This window comes from Sphingobium sp. 3R8, from assembly GCF_020166615.1.
Classification (GTDB): Bacteria; Pseudomonadota; Alphaproteobacteria; order Sphingomonadales; family Sphingomonadaceae; genus Sphingobium; species Sphingobium bisphenolicum.
The window spans coordinates 95,395-114,997 of sequence record NZ_JAIQXR010000011.1 but is presented as its reverse complement, the minus strand read 5'-3'; the positions used below and the strand labels follow the sequence as shown (position 1 = coordinate 114,997).

The 19,603-nt window shown below is 62.5% G+C and carries 17 protein-coding genes; 5 read left to right on the top strand and 12 right to left on the bottom strand.

Features of this window, described 5'->3' with window-relative positions; genetic code table 11:
- Together K9B33_RS12395 and K9B33_RS12390 are read left to right on the top strand one after the other, a co-directional pair.
- Nucleotides 1-240, top strand: coding sequence for a hypothetical protein (locus K9B33_RS12395; protein WP_224549131.1), 240 nt, complete (start codon nucleotides 1-3; stop codon nucleotides 238-240).
- A 181-nt stretch (nucleotides 241-421) separates the two neighbouring features.
- Nucleotides 422-2,035: an FAD-dependent oxidoreductase gene (locus tag K9B33_RS12390; RefSeq protein WP_224549130.1), complete on the top strand. Its 1,614-nt coding sequence runs from the start codon at nucleotides 422-424 to the stop codon at nucleotides 2,033-2,035.
- A gap of 99 nt (nucleotides 2,036-2,134) precedes the next feature.
- On the opposite strand, the gene K9B33_RS12385 is transcribed toward K9B33_RS12390, so the two are convergent.
- From K9B33_RS12385 to K9B33_RS12370, 4 genes are all read right to left on the bottom strand, one after another.
- Nucleotides 2,135-2,848: a DUF3142 domain-containing protein gene (locus K9B33_RS12385; protein ID WP_224549129.1), complete on the bottom strand. Its 714-nt coding sequence runs from the start codon at nucleotides 2,846-2,848 to the stop codon at nucleotides 2,135-2,137.
- Between the two features lie 23 nt (nucleotides 2,849-2,871).
- Nucleotides 2,872-4,713, bottom strand: coding sequence for a hypothetical protein (locus K9B33_RS12380; protein WP_224549128.1), 1,842 nt, complete (start codon nucleotides 4,711-4,713; stop codon nucleotides 2,872-2,874).
- Nucleotides 4,714-4,870: 157 nt separating this feature from the next.
- Entirely contained in the window at nucleotides 4,871-5,206 is a 336-nt protein-coding gene (locus K9B33_RS12375) for a hypothetical protein (protein WP_224549126.1), read from the bottom strand.
- Nucleotides 5,207-5,246: 40 nt separating this feature from the next.
- Nucleotides 5,247-7,691, bottom strand: a complete 2,445-nt coding sequence (locus K9B33_RS12370) for a TonB-dependent receptor (protein WP_224549124.1) — start codon at nucleotides 7,689-7,691, stop codon at nucleotides 5,247-5,249.
- A 530-nt stretch (nucleotides 7,692-8,221) separates the two neighbouring features.
- On the opposite strand from K9B33_RS12370, the gene K9B33_RS12365 reads away from it, so the two are divergent.
- The 3 genes from K9B33_RS12365 (at nucleotide 8,222) to K9B33_RS12355 (ending at nucleotide 10,938) form a co-directional block, all read left to right on the top strand.
- A complete protein-coding gene (locus K9B33_RS12365) occupies nucleotides 8,222-8,461 on the top strand; it encodes a hypothetical protein (RefSeq protein ID WP_224549122.1) in 240 nt (79 codons plus the stop codon).
- 60 nt (nucleotides 8,462-8,521) lie between these two features.
- Entirely contained in the window at nucleotides 8,522-9,106 is a 585-nt protein-coding gene (locus K9B33_RS12360) for a TetR/AcrR family transcriptional regulator (protein ID WP_224549120.1), read from the top strand.
- 98 nt (nucleotides 9,107-9,204) lie between these two features.
- A complete protein-coding gene (locus K9B33_RS12355) occupies nucleotides 9,205-10,938 on the top strand; it encodes an acyl-CoA dehydrogenase family protein (protein ID WP_224549119.1) in 1,734 nt (577 codons plus the stop codon).
- A gap of 103 nt (nucleotides 10,939-11,041) precedes the next feature.
- Here the strand turns inward: K9B33_RS12355 and K9B33_RS12350 are convergent, their stop codons facing one another.
- The 8 genes from K9B33_RS12350 to K9B33_RS12315 form a co-directional block, all read right to left on the bottom strand.
- Nucleotides 11,042-13,357 carry a TonB-dependent receptor gene (locus K9B33_RS12350; protein ID WP_224549171.1) on the bottom strand — a complete coding sequence of 772 codons (2,316 nt, stop codon included), beginning with the start codon at nucleotides 13,355-13,357 and terminating at the stop codon, nucleotides 11,042-11,044.
- Nucleotides 13,358-13,408: 51 nt separating this feature from the next.
- On the bottom strand, nucleotides 13,409-14,320 hold the full coding sequence (locus tag K9B33_RS12345) for an NAD-dependent epimerase/dehydratase family protein (protein WP_224549118.1): 912 nt from the start codon (nucleotides 14,318-14,320) through the stop codon (nucleotides 13,409-13,411).
- Nucleotides 14,317-14,778 carry a nuclear transport factor 2 family protein gene (locus K9B33_RS12340; protein ID WP_224549116.1) on the bottom strand — a complete coding sequence of 154 codons (462 nt, stop codon included), beginning with the start codon at nucleotides 14,776-14,778 and terminating at the stop codon, nucleotides 14,317-14,319. The genes K9B33_RS12345 and K9B33_RS12340 overlap by 4 nt, the downstream gene beginning before the upstream one ends.
- A 3-nt stretch (nucleotides 14,779-14,781) precedes the next feature.
- Complete coding sequence (locus K9B33_RS12335; RefSeq protein ID WP_224549115.1) at nucleotides 14,782-15,561, bottom strand: SDR family NAD(P)-dependent oxidoreductase; 780 nt, start codon at nucleotides 15,559-15,561, stop codon at nucleotides 14,782-14,784.
- Nucleotides 15,558-16,703 carry an LLM class flavin-dependent oxidoreductase gene (locus K9B33_RS12330; protein WP_224549113.1) on the bottom strand — a complete coding sequence of 382 codons (1,146 nt, stop codon included), beginning with the start codon at nucleotides 16,701-16,703 and terminating at the stop codon, nucleotides 15,558-15,560. Before K9B33_RS12330 ends, K9B33_RS12335 begins: the two co-directional genes overlap by 4 nt.
- A gap of 25 nt (nucleotides 16,704-16,728) precedes the next feature.
- Nucleotides 16,729-17,562 carry an SDR family NAD(P)-dependent oxidoreductase gene (locus K9B33_RS12325; RefSeq protein WP_224549111.1) on the bottom strand — a complete coding sequence of 278 codons (834 nt, stop codon included), beginning with the start codon at nucleotides 17,560-17,562 and terminating at the stop codon, nucleotides 16,729-16,731.
- Between the two features lie 128 nt (nucleotides 17,563-17,690).
- On the bottom strand, nucleotides 17,691-18,812 hold the full coding sequence (locus tag K9B33_RS12320) for a tyrosine-protein phosphatase (protein WP_224549109.1): 1,122 nt from the start codon (nucleotides 18,810-18,812) through the stop codon (nucleotides 17,691-17,693).
- Between the two features lie 7 nt (nucleotides 18,813-18,819).
- Entirely contained in the window at nucleotides 18,820-19,587 is a 768-nt protein-coding gene (locus tag K9B33_RS12315) for an SDR family NAD(P)-dependent oxidoreductase (RefSeq protein ID WP_224549108.1), read from the bottom strand.
- Nucleotides 19,588-19,603: the final 16 nt, after the last annotated feature.

The following is a 19,603-nucleotide window of genomic DNA, read 5'->3' as shown; positions in this document are numbered from 1 at the left end:
ATGAAAAAGCGCGCGATACGGTCCATGTCGTTGTTCGCAGCGATCATCTCGCCGCTCTCGCCTGCCGTTGCGCAGGACAAGGCGCCCATCGCCGCGGCCTTGACCGCCAGCATTATGCTGCACGCCGACCCGCCCGGAGCAGCGATCGACCGCCCGATATTCAGCCCCGGTCGCCGAGTATCCGGGTCGGGCCGGTATCCAAATCCCCAATATGCGCGTCGCCACCGAAAGACATTCTGACCGACCGCATTCTCCTCAAAATCCGCAACCGAGCAAGGCGTGATGATTTGCCGGTTGCAGGCACCGGGATCGTGGATGATAGTCTGCTTCGTGGATGAACCTTTGCCAGGAGATCCGACCTGCGTAGCCAATTGCCCATATCGACAGGCCTGGCGCCTGTGCGCGCAGCGCTGTTCGCCTGATGGAAACCATCGGCCGCGACCTTAATGAGATGCAGCGCGTGCCGCTGGCCGACGATCATGTCGAAGCCCTGCGCGCGGCTGGCGCGCCGGCAACCTACCCGGCGGACAGTTATATCGTCCAGCCCGGCGATCCGGTCGATTGCTTCGTCTATGTTGAGGATGGCGAGATCGAGGTTGTCGATGCCTTTACGGGCGCGCGTTACGGCTCGTCCACTCTTGGTCCGGCGCAATTCATGGCAGAGATATCCTTCCTGAGCGGCGGCGTCTGGACGATGCCGATGCGGGCCGTGCGCGATACGCAGGTGATCGAGGTGCCGCGTGCCGCCATGTTGCGGCTGATGGCCGAGATGCCGGAGATGTCCGATATCATCATCACGGTCCTGTCGGCCCGGCGACGGCGCCAGCTCGATAATCGGGACGGCACGCTGGTGCTGATCGGTGAGGAAGACGACCGCGATATTCGCTGCATTGCCGAATTTGCCAGCCGCAACCGCCTGCCTTTCGCGTCCCATGCCATCGGGTCACCGGAAGCGGAACGGGTTGCAAGGAGTTGCGCCATAGCGATCGGCCAGCCCGCGGTGATCTTCGGCCGCGATCGGGTGATCGCACAGCCTACGCCGCACAAGGTGGCGGAACTGCTGGGCCTTAATCGGGATGTTGCCCAATGTGAGGCGTTCGACGTGCTGATCGTCGGCGGCGGTCCGGCAGGTGTCGCGGCGGGTGTCTATGCCGGCGCGGAAGGGCTGAATGCCCTCGTCGTCGAGGATATCGCGATCGGCGGCCAGGCGGGTACATCGAGCCGGATCGAAAATTATATGGGCTTTCCGACCGGCATTTCCGGCGCCGACCTTCTATGGCGGGGCGAAGTCCAGGCGATGAAGTTCGGCACGCGATTCGTCATGCCCCGCCGGGTCGAACGCTTGGAACGGCTGGACAGCGGCCAATTCTGCGCGACATTCGACAATGGGCATCAGGTGCGGGCGGGGGCGGTCGTCGTGGCGACCGGAGTACAATATCGACGCCTTCCCATCGCCCGTTTTGCGGAGTTTGAAGGTGCCGGAATCTATTATGCGGCCACCGAGAATGAAGCGCGCTATTGCAGCGGCGCTGAGGCGATCGTCATAGGCGGCGGCAATTCCGCGGGGCAGGCGGCCATGTACCTCAGCCGCTCGGCCGATCATGTCCGCCTCTTGGTCCGGGGTACGTCGCTCGCCACATCCATGTCCCATTATCTGTCGAGCCGCCTGGAGGCCGACCCCAAGATCAGCATCGAATATCAAACCCATATTGTCGCACTGCATGGATCGCAGGCGCTCGACGGGGTGACGATCCAGAAGGAGGGCGCCGCCCCCCGCACCATGCCGGTCTGCGCCATGTTCGTCATGGTCGGCGCCGCCCCCAATACGCAGTGGCTGACAGGACTTGTCACCCTGGATGACAAGGGCTTCGTCATGACGGGCGACGCGGTGGATGCCGGCTCGCCCTATGCCACCTCCTGCCCGGGCATTTTTGCGGTCGGCGATGTCCGTTCTGACTCGGTCAAGCGTGTGGCGTCTTCGGTTGGCGAGGGGTCGGTCGTCATCTCGAAGGTCTGGGACTTTCTGAACGGCTAGGCGGCGCAGCGCACAAGGTCTTGCGGGCGTGAGTATGGCCGTAAAAGGTCAAATCGGACATGCTCTGGGATTGGAAACGAGCATGCTGACGGGTCTTCCTTATTCGGCAGATCGGGCCGGCGACAGCAGGAACACCACATAGCCGCGAAATTGGGGCTGTGTGGCAAGCATCGATGGCGCAACCCATTGTCCACCTTCGACAATCGCGACCCGGAAGGGAATGGGAAAGCCATCCATCCGTCGAAAATAATCTTCGTAGCCTGCAATCGTCGTGCGTCCCTGATAGGTCTGTATCACCACTTCATCAATGATGCGGGCGAGGCCTGCCAGCGCTTGCGGATCGCCATGCGCGCTCCAGTCCATCAGCCCCGTAATCGACAGTCGCCAAGAACGCGGCAGGCGCTGGCGCAGGTCGCGCAGGAAAGTCTCATATGTGTCGATGCCCCGCGTGGCGGCATCGAAATCGATCTGGAGGCCCGCGACGCGATTGCCTGCCTCTCGCCAGCGGTTGAGATCGTCAAAAATGGCCGCGTAGGTGGTTTCGTTCCAGTCGAGCCGATCCGCCCGGACCACCAGCCAGACCGTCTTGCCGGAAAGGCGGGGAACGCCCATGCGCAGCCGCTCCAGACGGGACAGTCCACCGCGGCGCACTTCTCCGTCGAGCAGATAGACCGTCTTCGGCTGCAAAGTCTTGTCGGGATGGACGCCTGGCCAGAGGTAAAAGGCGTCATAGGCCGCCGGGTTAACGGTGGTTGCGTCATTCGCCGCCTGACGCTGGCAACCGCCCAGCATCATGGCCACCAGCAGCGCCATCCGCCAGCCTGCCGACCGGATCATCACCAATAATAGCGCAGGGCCTTGGCCCACTGACTGTTCGGATAACGCTGCTTCAACTCTGTGAACCACGCCTTGCGGTCACCTTTGGGCGCTTGTGCCGCATCCATCTCGTCATAATTGCGGTGAGGACCGCCACAATTGCTGTAGCCCGACGGCGCGTAGCACATCACTGCGCGATACAGGGCATAGGCGCGGTTCTCCGGTGCTGCCTTTTTGTCGGCGATAATCGCGGCATAGATATCGGATCGCGACACGGGGCGGCCGGGAAAGCCATCTGGCCCGTTGCCCAGAGCCATGGCATTCTCGCCAGGGTTGAACAGGCTGAAGCCGTCGAAGCCGTTCAACCGATAGAAGTCGCCCAGGCATAGCCGCGCCTTGGCATCGGCGGGCGTGCGCGTGAGCGTCGCTGCGGTTTGGGCGACAGCCGGGCATGGGAAGCCATCCGACCATTTGCCCGTGCGGAACAGGCCGGCGGGAATGCTATCCTGCTGCGTGAAATCCCATAGCCCCGCGGCGCTGTCGGCATTGGCGGGGAGCAGCGCCAGATCCTTGGCAAAATCAGCGTAAGCGCCCTTGTTCAAATCCTTGTACAGCAAGGTGAAGCGGGCGATGTCCCGTTCGCGTGCGGGCCGGGCGACGTCCTGCGCGCTGTCCCGCAGGATGGTGGGTGTCGCCAGGCTTTGCAGCAGGATCGAGCGGATGCTCGTGTCAGTGACGGGCGAACCGGGTGCAAAAATCTGCGCTACCCGTCCGTCGCGCTGCCAGCGTATGGCGAGGCCCATTTCGACCAGAGGCCGCTCATAGCGCGGACTGGCTCCGCCTAACAAGTCGCGCCAGAACCCCACTTCATTGGGATCGCGCGACTTGGCGAGTGCCATGCCGCGCAGCATCTGACGGCTGAAGGTGATCGGCGTGAAGCGGCTTGCGCGAGCCGCGTCTGGCAGCAGGGTCAGGATCGCCGTTGAGTCTTCTCCCGCATAATAGCTGCGGCTGGCCTGGAGCAGTCCGTATAGATCGCCATGCGCCGCAAACTGGTCTTTTTGTGCCGCGAGGTCGGCGGCGGACAGTCCGGCGGCGTCATCCGCCGGCCTGCGCATCCGCTTGAGGTCGGACACGGCGAGCAGAAGCGGCAGGTTTCGCTGCCCGTCGATAATCGCGCCCGCATCCGACCGCTCCAGCAGCTTGATGTCGATTTCCTCGGCCAGATCGGCAGCGGCTTCATCGTTTCCGGGCGTGGCGGCGAGGAGTGTCTCATAGCTCTGGGCCAGCGCCGCCATGTCGCCGCCCAGCCATGCAACCCGGCGCATCAGCCCTCGCGCCGACGCTGCATAGCGTCCCTTGGGATAGGCCTTCAGATAGGCTGCAATGCTGTCCCGCGCTTCGCCTATGGCGATGCGATCAGCTTTGTCGGGGCCGGCAAAATCCCCATATTCGGTGACCGCGCTCGATATGGCCGCCCGCAGGCCGATACGTATCGGCATATATTGAGCAGTTTCGGCAACCCATCGGCTGCGCACGCGGGTCAGGGCAGCAAAGCCTTCTCTGGCGGCGGACCAATCGTTCCGGTGGAACGCGTCGGCAGCCTTGAGATAGGCAAGATACTCGCGGCCCGGCTTGCTGGAGATTGGCGTATCCCATGTCGCGTCACTACATCCCGTTTTCGTGCGCAGACGAGCCAGCGCGCCGCGATCCCCAGCCGGCAGACCCGGCTCGGCGTTCAGCGCTGCGGCAAAGGCCAGGATCGCATCCGACGACGCGCCGCAGCCCGGCGTTGCGTCCGCCGCCTGGCTGGCGCTTTCGTTGCTGGCTGGCGCGGGTCGCGGCCAAAACGCAGCCCGCATACCCGGCCATGACATGAAGATTTGCCCGAACTGTGGATTGTCGATCTCCGTCACCGCGCTTGCGGGCTGGACCTGCCCAGGCCGAAGACTTTGCATCAGGAGCAGCAGGTTGATCCGTGTGTCATTCCCCGGGCCGATCGCAGCGCGACCGTCGCAATCATAATCCTGCAAAGCCAGTTGCCATTCCGGCGAGCAGGATGAGTCCGCACAGACCCAGAGCGCTCCGCTCAGCGCGACACTCGAAAATATCAGCGCCGCCAGCAGGGTTGCGACTGGATGTCTGCGGGCCGATCGAAGGCCATGGCGCATGATGCGGCGTGCTGGGGTCGGTTTCATCATCCTTTCGTAACTGAACAATTGATCGCTTCAGCGCAATCACGAACGGCAACGGATCGGCCATACGGACCGATCCTCCTTCCCAGAGCCGAGGTTCAGCCGGATCAAGCCGTTCTGTGGCATCGCCACTTGCTACGGCAAGCATCCGGCCAATCATCGCGCCGCCTTGAAAGTCGTTCGCCAGGCGGCAGATACTCTCAGTAGCGGTAGCCGAGCGTGAATCCGTAGGTCCGCGGCGGCAGCCAGGTGGCGCCGATGACGCGCCCGGTGGAGATCGCGAAGGTGGAACTGGCCCGAAGCGTGTCCGCGATATTCTTGATCCACAACGACGCCGTGACGTCCTCCTTGTTGGAGGTCCAGCGCAACGCCGCGTCGAACAGCGTGAAGGCCTTGGCGCCCTCGCTCAGACGATTGAATTCGGTGAAATAGATGGTGCTCTTGCCCGACATGTCGCCCGACAGAGTGACCGTGCCCATGTCGCTATGATCGACAAGATCCAGTTCACCATGAACATTATAGGACCATTTCGGTGAGTTGCGCGTGCGGTTGCCCGCCAACTGTATCTGGCACCCGCCGACATTCGCGCTGCCGTCGACGCAGGGCGCACCAAAAGCAGTGGGGTCGGGGTTGGTGACGGGGTTATAGGCCGGCTGCCCCGGCTGTGAGACATTGCGCGGATCCAGCGGATCGAGCGTCAGAAAATCCTTATATTTACTATCTGTATAGGACAGGCCACCCGATAGGCGGACCCGATGCATCGGCCGCAGCATCCACTCGATCTCGACACCTTTCGCTTCGGTCCTCGCGGCATTTTCGAAGATCGTCGTGTAGCCGGTAGGGCCGCCGCCGATCGTCTTGTTGATCTGCAGATCCTTCAGCTTGTACCAATAGCCCGCGAGATTGAGGGTCAACATGCGATCGAACAGGTCGAGTTTCGCGCCGACTTCATGGTTCTTCATCTTTTCCGGTTTCACGATCGTCGAGCTGCCCGCGGCGTTCTCGCCCGATCCGGCCTTGAAGCCTTCGGAATAGGTATAATAAAGCAGCGTATTGCCGTTCGGTTGCCAGTTAAGGCCGATTTCCGGGGTGAAATCCTTGAACGTCTTCTGCCGGTAGGTGCCGCCTTCGGTGTAAGGCGCATCGGTGTAGGCCAGCACCGACCCTACGGCCGGATTGGCGTTGGCGGTCATGACGACCGACATATTGGCGGTCGATACCTTTTCATGACTGAAACGGCCGCCCAGTTTCAGTGTCAGATTATTGAGGCCGATCGCTTTTTCCAGGTCGAAATTGAGCTGACCGAACGCTGCCCAGGCTTCGGTATTGAGCCGCGAGCGCAGGCACACACGGTTAGGCGCAACGCCATCGGAAAAGCCGCACAGATAATCGGCATAGGCGAGGCCGATCGAACCCGGTGCCGCGACCTTGCCGTCGATGATGGTCGGTCGCGTCGCGAGAAAGCCGATATTGCTGGCCATGCCATAGGAGGACGTCAGGCCGACCTGGTCGCGCGGTCGCTGATGCTCGCCGAAATAATAGAGACCGACGACGCCGTTGACGATGTCGCTGTCATATTTGACCTGAAATTCGTTGCTCCATTGCTTCGAATTGATCGTCCGCGTTTGCACGGTCGTAGCGGTCGGCAGCCGGTTGACTACCGCTGAAATATCGAGATCCTGAATTAGCTGGGTCTTGAAATCGCGGTAATTTGCGACATTGGTAATGGAGAAGGCGTCGCTGAATTCCCAGTTGAAGGTCGCGGTATAGGACTGGCTCTTGGTGTTGACCGAGGGCGGCTCATCGCTGCCCAGGTCGCGTGGTTTGGTCGCAATGCCGGCCGGGCCAAGGGGCGCGAGGCGCGCGACTCCCGGAAAGGCGTCGCCATAATAATGGACCGCGCCGCTATTATCGTCCTGACGGAAATATTCCGCCGAGAGCAGCAGGTCCGCTTTTTCGGAAAAAAGGATTTGGGCCTGGCCGCGCACCATCTTGCGATTGAGATCGTCGACGTCCCAGTTGTTGAACGGATCCTTGCCATAGCCATCGCGGACTTCGCTCTTAGCTGCGAGGCGCAAGCGCAGCCAGTCGGCGACTGGGCCGGAAACCGCGGCCTCCGTCGTGAGCGCCTGATAGTTGCCGTAGCTGAGGCGTGCATAGCCGCTCAGCCTGTCTGTGGGCTTGGCCGTGATGATATTGATCGAGCCACCGACGGCGTTACGGCCGTAAAGGCTACCCTGCGGGCCGCGCAGCACCTCGACGCGCTCGACGTCGAAGAGGGAGGTCAGTTGCGCTTCCGCGCGGGCGACATAGGCGCCATCGACATGGAGCGCGACGCCGGTGCTGCTGCCGGTGGTCGACGTATTGGCGCCTACACCGCGGATGAAGACCTTTGCCTGGTTAAAGTCGTTGCCGAAGGTGACAGATGGCACCAGCTGCTGCATATCCTGCAGGTTGCTGATCCCGGCATTGGCCAGCGTGTCGGCGCCAATGGCGGATACCGCGACGCTGACATCCTGCAATGATTGCGCGCGCTTTTGCGCCGTCACGATGATTTCATTATAGCCGTTGTCGGCGGAGCCATTGTCTTGCGCCACCGCCGTATGCGCCATGGCGAGCGCCATGGCAGACGCCGATAAGGTCATGTGCTTCCGCAGTCTCGGCATCATCTCTCTCCCTGTTTTGTGTCACCGGCTTGAACCAGTCCCGTCTCCTTTTATCCATGATGCCACCCTGCATCCAGAAAAATGTGTTCCAAGGATACAAATGGCCATCGGATTCTTGCGCGCCGCCGCAAGGCATCAGCCCGGCCGGACGTTTCCCCTAGACGATGACTGATCACCGGCAAGATGATTGCAACAGGGTTGAGCATAACGCATGAGCCGATGAGCGCTTCTCGTTGGCCGGTTTTCACGGCTTAGCCTAGCCGGTCCTCGACACAAGATTATCGGGGGCACCATGACACGACCATTTCGCCACGCGCTGACGATCGCCTTGCTGGGCTCTGCCGGCTGGCAGGGGCCGATTATTTCTTCCAGGATTTCGCCTTCCGTCCCGGCCTCGCCACGGTGCAGATCTATCCCAGGATCAACGGCCAGCCCGACCCGCGCGAAGCGACGCGCGACCGCCACCTGACCCGCGGCGGCGGCTGCGCTTCCGCGCCACGATCGACTGGATGGAAAGCCATGACGACCAATGGGCCGATATATTGGCCAAGGCCACCGGCATCGACCGCGACTATTATCTGGAATGGCGCCGCCTGAAGAAGAACAGGATTCGACTGGTGCCGATCGACGACAAGGCGATCGCCGACCAGCAGTCCGCCGCCCACCTGTTCCGTCGTTTCGACGTGACGAAGGCGCATTTCGATGCGGCTCCTTTATGGGACAGGCGCTTCGAAGCGATCCTGTCCTGATCCGGCGTATCGGTTTTGCCGGGGCTTCGCCGTTATGGACAGATGTGCTAGCGGGTCGAGATGAAGAAATATGATCTAGCGAGTGGGGCCAACGACGAAGGATCGGGGCGCCGCCGTCAGATATTGGAAATCGCGGCGCAATTGTTCGCTAAAAAGGGATATCGCGGAACGTCGATGCGCGACATCGGCGAGCAGGCCGGCGTGTTGGGCGGTTCGCTCTACCACCATATAAAGTCTAAAGACGCGCTGTTCGTCGAACTGCACAATGCGGCGCTGGATGCCGCCGAAAACAGCATCGCCCACGCTGTTCGCGCGCAGGACGAGCCGTGGGCCAGATTGGCGGCGGCCTGCGCGGCCTTGCTGGAAATCCAGCTGGCGCCTGATTCGCTGACGATGCCGATGATGAACGATTTTCGCGAGGTGCCCGATGCGGTACGCGAACAGCTGATCGCGCGGCGTGATCGGTTCGAAGAGATTTTCCGGTCGCTCGTCACGTCCTTGCCGCTGCCCCCTCATATCGATCGTTCGATCTACCGCAACCTGTTGTTGTCGCAGCTCAATTCGGCATCGGACTGGTATCGCGACGGACGTTTGTCGCCCAGCGAGATTGCTGCTCAGATCGTTGCGATCTTCCGGCGCGAATAAGGCCTTCCAGGATGACCAGACCCTCTAAACAACGCTCTGCCGTTGACTGTAACACATGTTTGGTATAGTTGCAGCGCTGCGCTTTGAGGAGAGGCCCGATGTTGAGCTATGTTCCCCCGATCGACGATTACCGCTTCCTGCTGACGCAGGTGCTGGGCTTTGATGCGGCGATGGCGGAGACAGGCAAGGAAGTCGACGCCGACCTGGCCGTCGCGGTGCTGGAGGAAGCGGGGCGCATGTGCGCCGATCGGCTGCACCCGCTCAATCGCCATGGCGATGAAGAAGGCAGCCGCCTTATCGACGGCAACGTGGTCACGCCGACCGGGTTTGCTGACGCCTGGCGCGATTTCGTGGCCGCAGGCTGGGCCTCCATGTCTGCCGATCCGGCCCATGGCGGTCAGGGCCTGCCCTTCATCCTCCAGTTGTGGCTGGATGAAATGCTGTCTGCGGTGAATCTGTCCTTTGGCCTGTTTCCAGGCCTCACCCGCGGCGCCTGCGAAGCGATTGCGGCCCATGCCAGCGATGCGCTGAAAACCGCCTATCTGCCGCGAATGGTGAGCGGCGAATGGACCGGCGCCATGGCCCTGACCGAAAGTGGGGCTGGCACGGACCTGGCCCTGCTCAAGACCAAAGCCGTGCCGCAGGACGACGGCAGCTTTGCCGTGACCGGGCAGAAAATCTTCATTTCGTCGGGCGACCATGATTTTGGCGGCAACATCGTCCACCTCGTTCTCGCGCGCCTGCCCGATGCACCGGCTGGGGTGAAGGGAATCAGCCTGTTTCTGGTGCCTAAATATCTGCCCGACGCGGATGGCGAATTCACGATACGCAACGGGATGTCGGTCGGGGCGCTGGAAAAAAAGATGGGCATCCATGCCCAGCCGACCTGCGTGATGAATTATGACGAGGCGACCGGCTGGCTGGTTGGCGCGCCGAACAAGGGACTAGCCGCCATGTTCACGATGATGAACGCGGAGCGGCTGATGGTCGGCATCCAAGGACTGGGCGTCGCTGGAGCGGCCTATCAGCAGGCCGCGGGTTACGCCAAGGAGCGGCTCCAGGGACGCAGCGCCGATGGTGCGCGTGGGCCGGTGGCGATCATCGACCATGCCGATGTGCGGCGGATGCTGCTCAACATCCGCGCCTTTGTCGAGGCCGGGCGGGCATTGGGCGGCTGGACCGCGCTACAACTCGATCGGGCGCATCATCATCCCGATGCGGCAGAGCGGACCAAGGCCGACGCGCTGGTCGCGCTGCTGACGCCGGTGGTGAAGGCCGCTTTCACGGACTTCGGTTTTGAAAGCGCGGTGCAGGCACAGCAGGTGTTCGGCGGTCATGGCTACATCCGCGAATGGGGCATGGAGCAATATGTCCGCGATGCGCGCATTGCCCAAATTTATGAAGGCACTAACGGTGTGCAGGCTATGGACCTGGTCGGGCGCAAGCTGGCGCTTGCGGACGGCGCCGTGGTCGAGGGCTATTTCGCGTGTGTTGCGGCTGATCTGGATGCGGCCGGCACCATCGATGTGGCGGACAAGACGCGGGCGGCACTCGCCCTGCTGCGCACCGCCACGGCGTCGTTGCAGGACGCGAATGGAGATGCGGCTGGTGCGGCGGCAGTCGATTATCTGCGGCTGTTTGCGCTTGTATCCATGGGGTGGATGTGGACGCGCATGGCCGCGGCGGCACAGGGTGACGATCCCCTCCATATCGGCAAGCGTATCGTCGCCGATTTCTTCGCGCAGCGGATGCTGCCCCAGGCGCACAGCCTGGCGGCCAGCATCGCGGCGGGCGAAACGTCCATCATGGCGCTCGGCGCGGAAAGTTTTTGAGCGACGCATATTCTATGTGAAATCGCGCAGCGGCGCGTAGTTCGCCGCTGCGCGATGACGTTCATGCCGGTCCGGGGCCGATCTGCCGATCAGCCCAGCCGCGTCACAGCTTCACGCGGAAATCCACGCCATAGCTGGTGGGCTCTCCATAGGTATTGCCGGCATAGCCAAGGCTGCCGAAGTCGATGCCGTAGAGCCGATATTTTTCGTTGAAGATATTCTTGCCCCAGAAGGCCAACTCCGCTTTCGCACCGTTGAGATCAATGTTTGTCAGGGAGATTCTGCCATTGACCAGATGGCGCGGCGCGCCGGCGATATCGTCATTATAGGGCGTCCCGACGGTCGTTGGGTGATAATAGATTTTCGTCCGATAATCATAGTCGCCCCGGACTGACAGCCGCCCGAACGATAATTCCGCGACATCCCATTGCGCATAGGCGCTGACCGTCGTCGTCGCGCCGACCAAGAAGCGTGCGCTATCCTTCACGTCCACGATCTGGTTGGTCGTGGGATCGAGGATCAGGAACTGCTTATATTTGCGGTTGGTGTAGCCCAAATTGGCGCCCAATGTGAGGGTATCGATGGGCTTGACCGTAAGTTCTGCCTCGATCCCCCAATAGCGCGCCTTGCCCGCATTGACGGTGATGCTGGACGCGCCGCTGGTTCCGGCCTGGAACTGCTGAAGCTGCAAGTCGGAATGGCTGGCATAGAAGCCAGTCAGGTTCAGGCGCAGGCGCCGGTCGAGCCAGTCGGACTTGATGCCCGCTTCATAGGAGGTCAGCGATTCCGGGTCGAAGCCGGAATTGATCGAGCGGGCGTTGAAGCCACCTGCCTTGTAGCCGGATGCGGTGCGGGCATAGACCAGCATAGAGGGTGTCGCCTGCCAGTTGATGCTTGCGGCATAGTTGAAGCGGCTGAAACTGGCATCCAGTTCGCGGACCTGTGGCGCGCGCTGCACCAGATGCTTCTTGTCATGGGTATAGCGAATGCCGCCCGTCACGCTCAGCGTGTCGGTCAGCTTGTAGCTGCCCTGCGCGAAGGCCGCCGCCGACTTGTTATAATGGTCATAATCGGTCAGCGACGAAAGCTGCACGCCGAAGCTGTTGAGCGACACGGTGGGCGTTAGTGGAATGGGCACGGGCGACGGGAGGATCAGCAGGAAGTTTTGCGGATTATATTCGGACGAATGTTCGTGGAAATAATAGCCGCCCAACACATATTCGAACCGATCGTCAATGTCCCCGAGCAGGTTGATTTCCTGCGAGAATTGATGCTGGCGCCGATGGTTCTGGGTGCTGAACAGGTCGATCGGGGTGACGCCCAGCGGATTGAAGCTGAAGGGCGGAGCCAGAATTTCCGGGCCGACGGTGAAGCCGACCAGACCCGAATTACCGTCCAGATCGTCGCGTGCGTTCCGGTTCGTCCAGCGTCGGAAGCCGGTGAGCGATCGCACGGTCACCCCGCCCAGATCCAGTTCCGCCGTCAGCGTGTGGCCGATCACGCGATCGGTCATCTTCCCCTGGTTGAGGGGGATGCTGTCCAGTCGATCGGGCGAAAATACGGGCGCGCTGCCGCCAAAAGCGGATGATGCCTGAAGATAGGCCAGGACGTCGGGCCGGATCACGGTCAGCTGGAAAGCCGGCGCATAGCTTTCGCGCTTCGACCAGTCGAACCCATAATCGAGCTTCAGCGCGCCAGATTCGAACTGGACCGCGCCGCGGACCGCGTCGAGTACATAGGCGCCCGGATCGCGATTGTCGGGCGCATTGACGTCGTCGACATAACCGTCGCGTTCCTTGTGCAGATAGGTCAGCCGTGCCTTGAGGCCGCTATTGGCGATATTGCCGCTGTCGACCGAGGTCTTGAGGCTGTAATAGCCGTAATTGCCCGCCGATCCGTCGATCGAGGCGTGGAAGTCGTCGGCAGGCTTGGCGGTGATGAGGTTGACGGCGCCGCCGATCGTGTTGCGACCATAAAGCGTACCCTGCGGCCCGCGCAGCACTTCGATCCGTTCCAGGTCGAGAATGTCGAACGCGCTGCCTGCGGCACGGCCCAGGATGATGCCATCGACATAGATGCCGACCGGGCTGTCCGACGTCAGGATGGGATCGATGTCGCCGACGCCGCGGATGAACAATTGCATGTTGGTGGAGGAGGCGGGCGATGTCGTCACCGACAGGCTGGGCGCCACCGCTGTCAGGTCGGCGGCAGAAGCGATGCCCTTGTCGCGGATCATGTCTGCGTTGAGGGCAGTCACCGCGATCGGCGTGGATTGCAGATTTTCCGCCCGCTTTTGCGCGGTCACGACGATGTCGGCGATGCCGCTCGTACTGGTGTCTGCCGCTTCGCTCTGCGCTATGGCCGGCCCGGCCGCGAAGATGAGGGCGACGCCGCCCAGCAGAAAATAGCGCAACTTCATGGTCACTTTACAGTTCCTTCCCCGTCCGATGTGTTCTTGTTCCTGCGAGCGTCAGGCGCGCACCTGACCGAACTGGTCCGCAATCTCGCGGACGGCGGCAGCGATGTCGTTGCGGCGATAGCCGAGCAAGGCGACCTCAACGGCGTTCGGCGCATAGTCGATCCAGTTGCCCCGCCCTTGCGGGATAGCGACGTCGGGCAGCAGCGGCAGTTCCGCGTCCCGCTCTTCGACCTGGACGGATCGGCCTGCCGCGTCGAAGAAGAGCTGGAAATAGGCACGGAAGGACATGGTCTCGTCGCCCACCAGATAGGCTTTGCCCGGCTCGCCACGGAGCAATGCGCCTTCCAGGGCTTGCGACAGCGATCGATAGGACATGAAATTGGTGCCGCCGGTCGGCGCATAAGGCTCGATTGGAATATGCCCCTCGGCCCATTGCATATAGGGTGCGAAGATGGCGCTGGGCAGGCCGGGCACCGTGCCGACCATGAAGGGCGCGTTCACGCTGATGACGTCGAAACCCGGCCGCCCCTGCGCGCGTGCGCCTTCGCAGGCAGCTAGACGGGAACGGATATAGCTATTGTCCGCCAGCAGTTCCGGCGCGGCTTGCGGATAGAAGCTGCCGAGCTGGATGGCACGGGTGACCCCGGCATCCCGGCATGCGGCGAACAGCGCGGGGACTGCCTCATGATTGGCCTTCAGCAGGAAGGCGTCGAAATCCCCGCCCTGCGGCACATGACGCGGGTCGTTCCCGGCGGCGAAAATCACCCAGTCGAACCCTGCGAGCCGGTCCGGCGTGAAATCGCCCGCGACATAGTCGCCCTGCAGGAAGGGCATCGCCGCCATCGGGGTCGATGCGAGCGGCGCGTTGCGGCCTGCGACCGTGACATCATGGCCCTGGGCGGCCATGTGGATCGCAGCATGGCCGCCCAGCGCGCCTGTACCGCCGATCACCAATAGCTTCATAGCGTCATATCCTTGAACAGGTTTATGGAGGTTCCGGCGTTGACCGGACGTGTTTCGGTCCAGTCGAGCAACAGGCTGCGCCGGGTGAAGCGCCATCCTTCGTCATCGCGCCGCCACGCATCCTGATAGCGGATCGCCCAGACCAGAATGGCGTCGCGATCGCGCAGCAGATGGCTGGCGGCGCAATAGGTTTCGCCGACGGCGGCATCCTCGTCGATGGCCACGACCTGCTGTTGCACGGCATGGCGGGTAGCGCGATACATATGGTCGAGTGCATCGATCGACTGGAGGCAGGCGTCCCGACCCTGGGTGATGAAGCCTGGCCCTTCGATCACGCACTCTTCCGCCAGCACCTGCCGCCACAGCGCCTTGTCGCGCCGGTCCGCCCCGATGGCATAGAGGTCCGCTGCCTGCCGCAGCAGATTTTGGTCGATCATCAGGGAAAGGGCGTCAGCCATGCTTCAGAGCATGTCCGCGAGCGGCGGAAAGGCGGAGAGCAGGGCCGCGTCGATATTCTGCGCCTGCCCGTTGATCCCGGCCGATCGGCGGCTCAGCAGGAGCAGCGCAACTTCCGCGATCTGCTGCGCGCTTAGCGCGCCGCGATAGGCGGGATCGGCTACCTCATCGGGATCATCGATCGCTTCCAGCCCGACAGTGCCGGTCATGCCTGTCAGCACCATGCCGGGGCAGATGGCGTTGATCCGTGTGCCTCGCTCGGCAAAGGCGGAGGCCGCAGACCGCACCAGCCCGACCAGCCCATGTTTGGACACGGCATAGGCGGGGCCTTCGGCAAAGCCGATGACGCCGGATAGCGATGCTGTGACGACGCAACTGCCGCCCGGCCGCAACCGCGCGCGCGCCTGCTGCACGCCCAGATAGGTGCCGCGCAGATTGACGGCGATGATTCGGTCGAAGGTTTCGAGCGCCAGTGCCTCCAGCGGACCATAGGGCTGTATCATACCCGCATTCAGGAACGCCGCGTCGATGCCGCCGAAACGTTCTTCGGCCAGATCGAATATTGCCCGATTATCCTGTTGGCTGGCGATGTCGGCGCAGATGGCGACGGCCTGACCACCGCGCGCCGCGATCAGTTCCACGGTGCGCTCGGCCCCTGGCAGATCGATGTCGGCCACCACGACCTGCGCGCCTTCCACCGCCAGCCGCTGGCTGGCCGCACGGCCGATGCCCGATCCGCCGCCGGTGACGATCGCGACCTTGTCATTGAAGGGTGCGCGGCTCATTCTGCGGCTTCCTGTGCCGACTGCGCACGGAAATGCGGGATGACCTTGGCGCCGATATTGCGGATCGTCTCCAATATCGCCGCGTGTGGCACCGTGCCCATCTGGAACAGGAACAATATCTCGTCTGCGCCCGCTTCCTGCAGGCGCGTCACATAGCGGATGCAATCATCGGCATTGCCATAGGCATCCTGCGCCACGGCATAATTGCTGACATGCTCGTCGCCGACGGGAATATGTTCCTCCGACAGATAGGCGACGACGGCGTCCTTGCCCTGCTGCAGCGCATCGGCCTGTTCTTCGGCGGACAAGTCAGCGACGCTGGGCTTGGGACCGCCCTGATACCAGTGGGCGATGGCTTCGGCGAAGAAGCGCTGGCCCCGCAGGCCGATCCTTCGCGCCTCCTCGCGATCGTCCAGAACGCAGGCGGCGCAGAAGGCGGCGAGATGCTCGGTGGGGACGATGCCGACCTGATCCTCCGCCTTCCGAGTGCGGAAATTCTCGCGATAGATGGCATTTTTGCGCGCGATTTCCTCCGGCCCGGAAAAGCCCAGGACCAGCGCGCCGATGCCGCGCTTGCCGGCTAGTTCCAGCGTGGCTTCACGGGTGCAGGCATAATAGAGCGGCGGATGCGGCTTTTGCAGCGGCTTGGGATGGATCGGACGGCGCGGGATTTTGATGTGGGTGCCGTCATGTTCGATCTCGTCCTGCGTCATGATCTTGGGGATCAGATACATGGACTCGTCGATCATCGGTTGCAGTTCGGCCAGGTCATAGCCGAAGGTGCCGGCCTCCTGCTGGGTGCCGCCCTTGCCCATGCCGAAATGCACCCGCCCGCCCGACAATATGTCGAGCGTCGCGATCCGTTCGGCCACCTTCACCGGATGGTTCATGGCGGGCGGAAGGCACACGACGCCATGGCCGATGCCGATCCGGCTGGTCCGGCCGGCCAGATAGGCCAGCACCGTTTCGGGCGCCGACATATGCGCATATTGGGTCAGCGCGGTATGTTCGACGCACCACACGGTGTCGAAGCCGAGCCGTTCGGCCAATATGACCTGCTCGACGATCTCGTTGAAGCAGCGCACTTCCGACGCCGGGGACGGGTCAGCCATTTGCGCTTCGTAGATGATGGAGAATTTCATATCTGCTCCTGAAAAATGGGCCGTGTCAGGCGGGCATTGCGATGCCGTTGCCGCTGATCATCGGCACGACGGTCCATTGCCCCTCGGGCGTCTGCATCCAGCCGGCCGCCGCGCGTGCGCCGCCATCGACATGCAGGGTGGTGCCGGTGATCCAGGCGGCCATGGGACTGGCCAGATAGAGTGCAGCATCCGCGCTGTCCTGTGGCCGGCCGAAACGGCCCAGCGGAATCCATTTGTCCATATGCGTGCGGTTCTGTGGCGGGATCATATACTCCAGTGGCACTTGCGGCGTGTCGGTGGTTTCGGGCGCGACGGCGTTGATGCGGATGCCGGCAGGCGCCAGTTCCAGCGCGAGGCTCTGGGTCAGGCCGGTGACAGCCGCTTTGGCGGCGCCATAGATGGCGCAATTGGGAATGCCGCGAAACGCCTCGATCGACGTGATGTTGACGATGCTGGACCCCGGCCCGGCTGTCCGCAACAGCGGCAGCATAGTGCGGGTGACGCGCACGACCTGGCCGAAATTGATGTCGACGATCGCATCGACCTCGTCATCTTCCAATGCCTCGAACGCCTTTGTGTGCAGGAAATGGCCGACATTGTTGACCAGTATGTCCAGCTTGCCGTCCCAGTCCCGTACCTGACCGCCAAGCATGCGCAGTTCGGCGCGGTTGGTGATGTCGCAATGGACGACCAGCGCCTGTGGCAAACGCGCGGCGAATTCGGCGCAACGCATCTCGTCTGCCTCAGCGATCGCGATCCGGGCGCCAGCCTCGGCGAAATTCTCGGCGCAGGCCAAGCCGATGCCCGATCCTCCACCGGTGATCAACACGCTCTTGTCGCGAAAATCGATGGCTTTCATGATCTCTCCCGGATGTCGGCTTTTTGCCGTTGCCGACATTCTAGCGGTTCATGTGGGAGGCGCATGGTCCATTTGGACTAGGCCAAAAATTAATATGTATAAATAGAACGCAAATTAACGAGATATAATCAGCATAAGTATGTTTTGCGTAGATTGTTGAGGATATGATCATTCATGCCGAGGGCGTCTCGCAGATAGGCGTCGAAAGAACCGTGTCGCTTCTCCACCTCATCGAACGCGGCCTGCAGATAGGCGGTGCGCACGGTCAGCACTGGCATCAGGCTGGCGGGATCGATCGTGCTTCCCGATTGCGCAAGGGCGCTCACCGTCTTCGCATTCTTGCGTTCCAGATAGCGGTTGCTCGCCATATAATCGGCCATGACGGTGTCGCGCGGCACGCCGAGCAGGGTCAGCACGACGGCCGTCGCCCAGCCGGTACGATCCTTGCCCGCGGTGCAATGATAGAGCAGGGGAATTGCTTGCGGCGTCGCCAGTTCGCGCAATAGCGCGGCATAGGCTTGGCGTGCGCTGCCCAGAGCGACGAAATCGCGATTGGCCGCGGTCAACAGTTCCACGCCCTTGCCCGCAGCAATCGCCGCGGTCGCCTTGCGCATGTCGCCGCCCAGCGAACCGTCGCCGTCAGCAGCGACGTCCAGGATGAGTGGGCGGCTGCCCGACGGCAGTCTGTCGGGTTCGCGCGTCCTTTCGCTTTGCGTCCGTAGATCGACGACGATGCGCAGGCCTAGCCGTTCGAGCGCGGCCATATCGGCATCGCTCACCCGGTCGAGCTGATCCGAGCGATAGAGCATCCCCATCTTCACCCAGCGACCATCTGTAGTGCGATAGCCGCCAATGTCGCGCAGATTGGCGATGCCGGATATGTGCAGCGCCCGATCCGCAACGACCAACGGTGCGCCGCGATCGGGAACTAGGGTGAAATAAGACCGGCTGCCCGGCGTGAGGCCACGGATGGTCGCGCTGCCCGTACCATTTCCTTGCGCTACCGGCTGTCCAACGAGCATGGGAGACGGCATGTCGCTGACATATATGGCGATGCGTCGCACCTCTTCCGCCTGCCATTCAACATGATAGTCATCGCTGTCGGCGATCCGCATGACGTTGGCGGCGCGGAAGGGAATGGCGGCGCTTGTCCCGCGTGCGACTGGCGTCGTGCAACCCGCCAGCGCGGCAAAGGATGTCAGCAGTGCGCCGGAGAGAAAATGACGGCGGTCTATCGGAAGGGCTGTCATGCCGTCATCACCCGCGCTGCGATGAGATGTTGCCGCCGTCCACGACGATTTCCGACGCGGTGACATAGCTCGCCTCGTCCGACAGCAGGAAGCGGACGACCCGCGCGACTTCCTCTGGCTCTCCAATACGACCGAGCAGGATGCGCCGCTCGAAATAGCCGTCCGGCAGGGCGTCGACGGCCGGGCGCATCATCGGCGTCAGAATTTGACCGGGCGATACCGCATTGATCCGGATGCCGTCCATGGCGAGCCGGTCGGCCAGCGAGCGGACCAGCGAAAGTATGCCGCCCTTGGCAGCGCTATAGATCGGGTTGATGCCGTTCCCCAACGTGGCGTTTATCGAGGCGATGGCGACGATGGCAGAGCCGGGCTGGCTCGCCAGATCGACTCGGATGGCCTGGGTGACGAAAGCGAGCGCGCGCAGGTGGATGGCGATGCCGCTGTCCCAGCTTTGCGCCGTCATCCCGTCGATCGAGTCTGTATCGACGATACCCGCCGCATGGACCAGGCCGCCCGGTGCGCCCATCGCCTGTCGCGTCGCCGCCAGTGCGGGAGCGATCCCGTCCAGATCGCGCAGGTCGATGCCGATGCCTATGGCGGCGATGCCATGTGTCTGGGTGATAGAGGCGGCGGCAGCGGCGGCCCCATCGCCATCGATATCCCATAGCGCGACCGGCCGCCCGACGGCTGCCAGGGCCTTGGCGGACGCAAGTCCGATGCCTGAAGCGCCGCCGGTGACGATGACGGGAGAGGATGGCGAAGAAACTGGGTTCATGAAGCGTTTCCTTTCA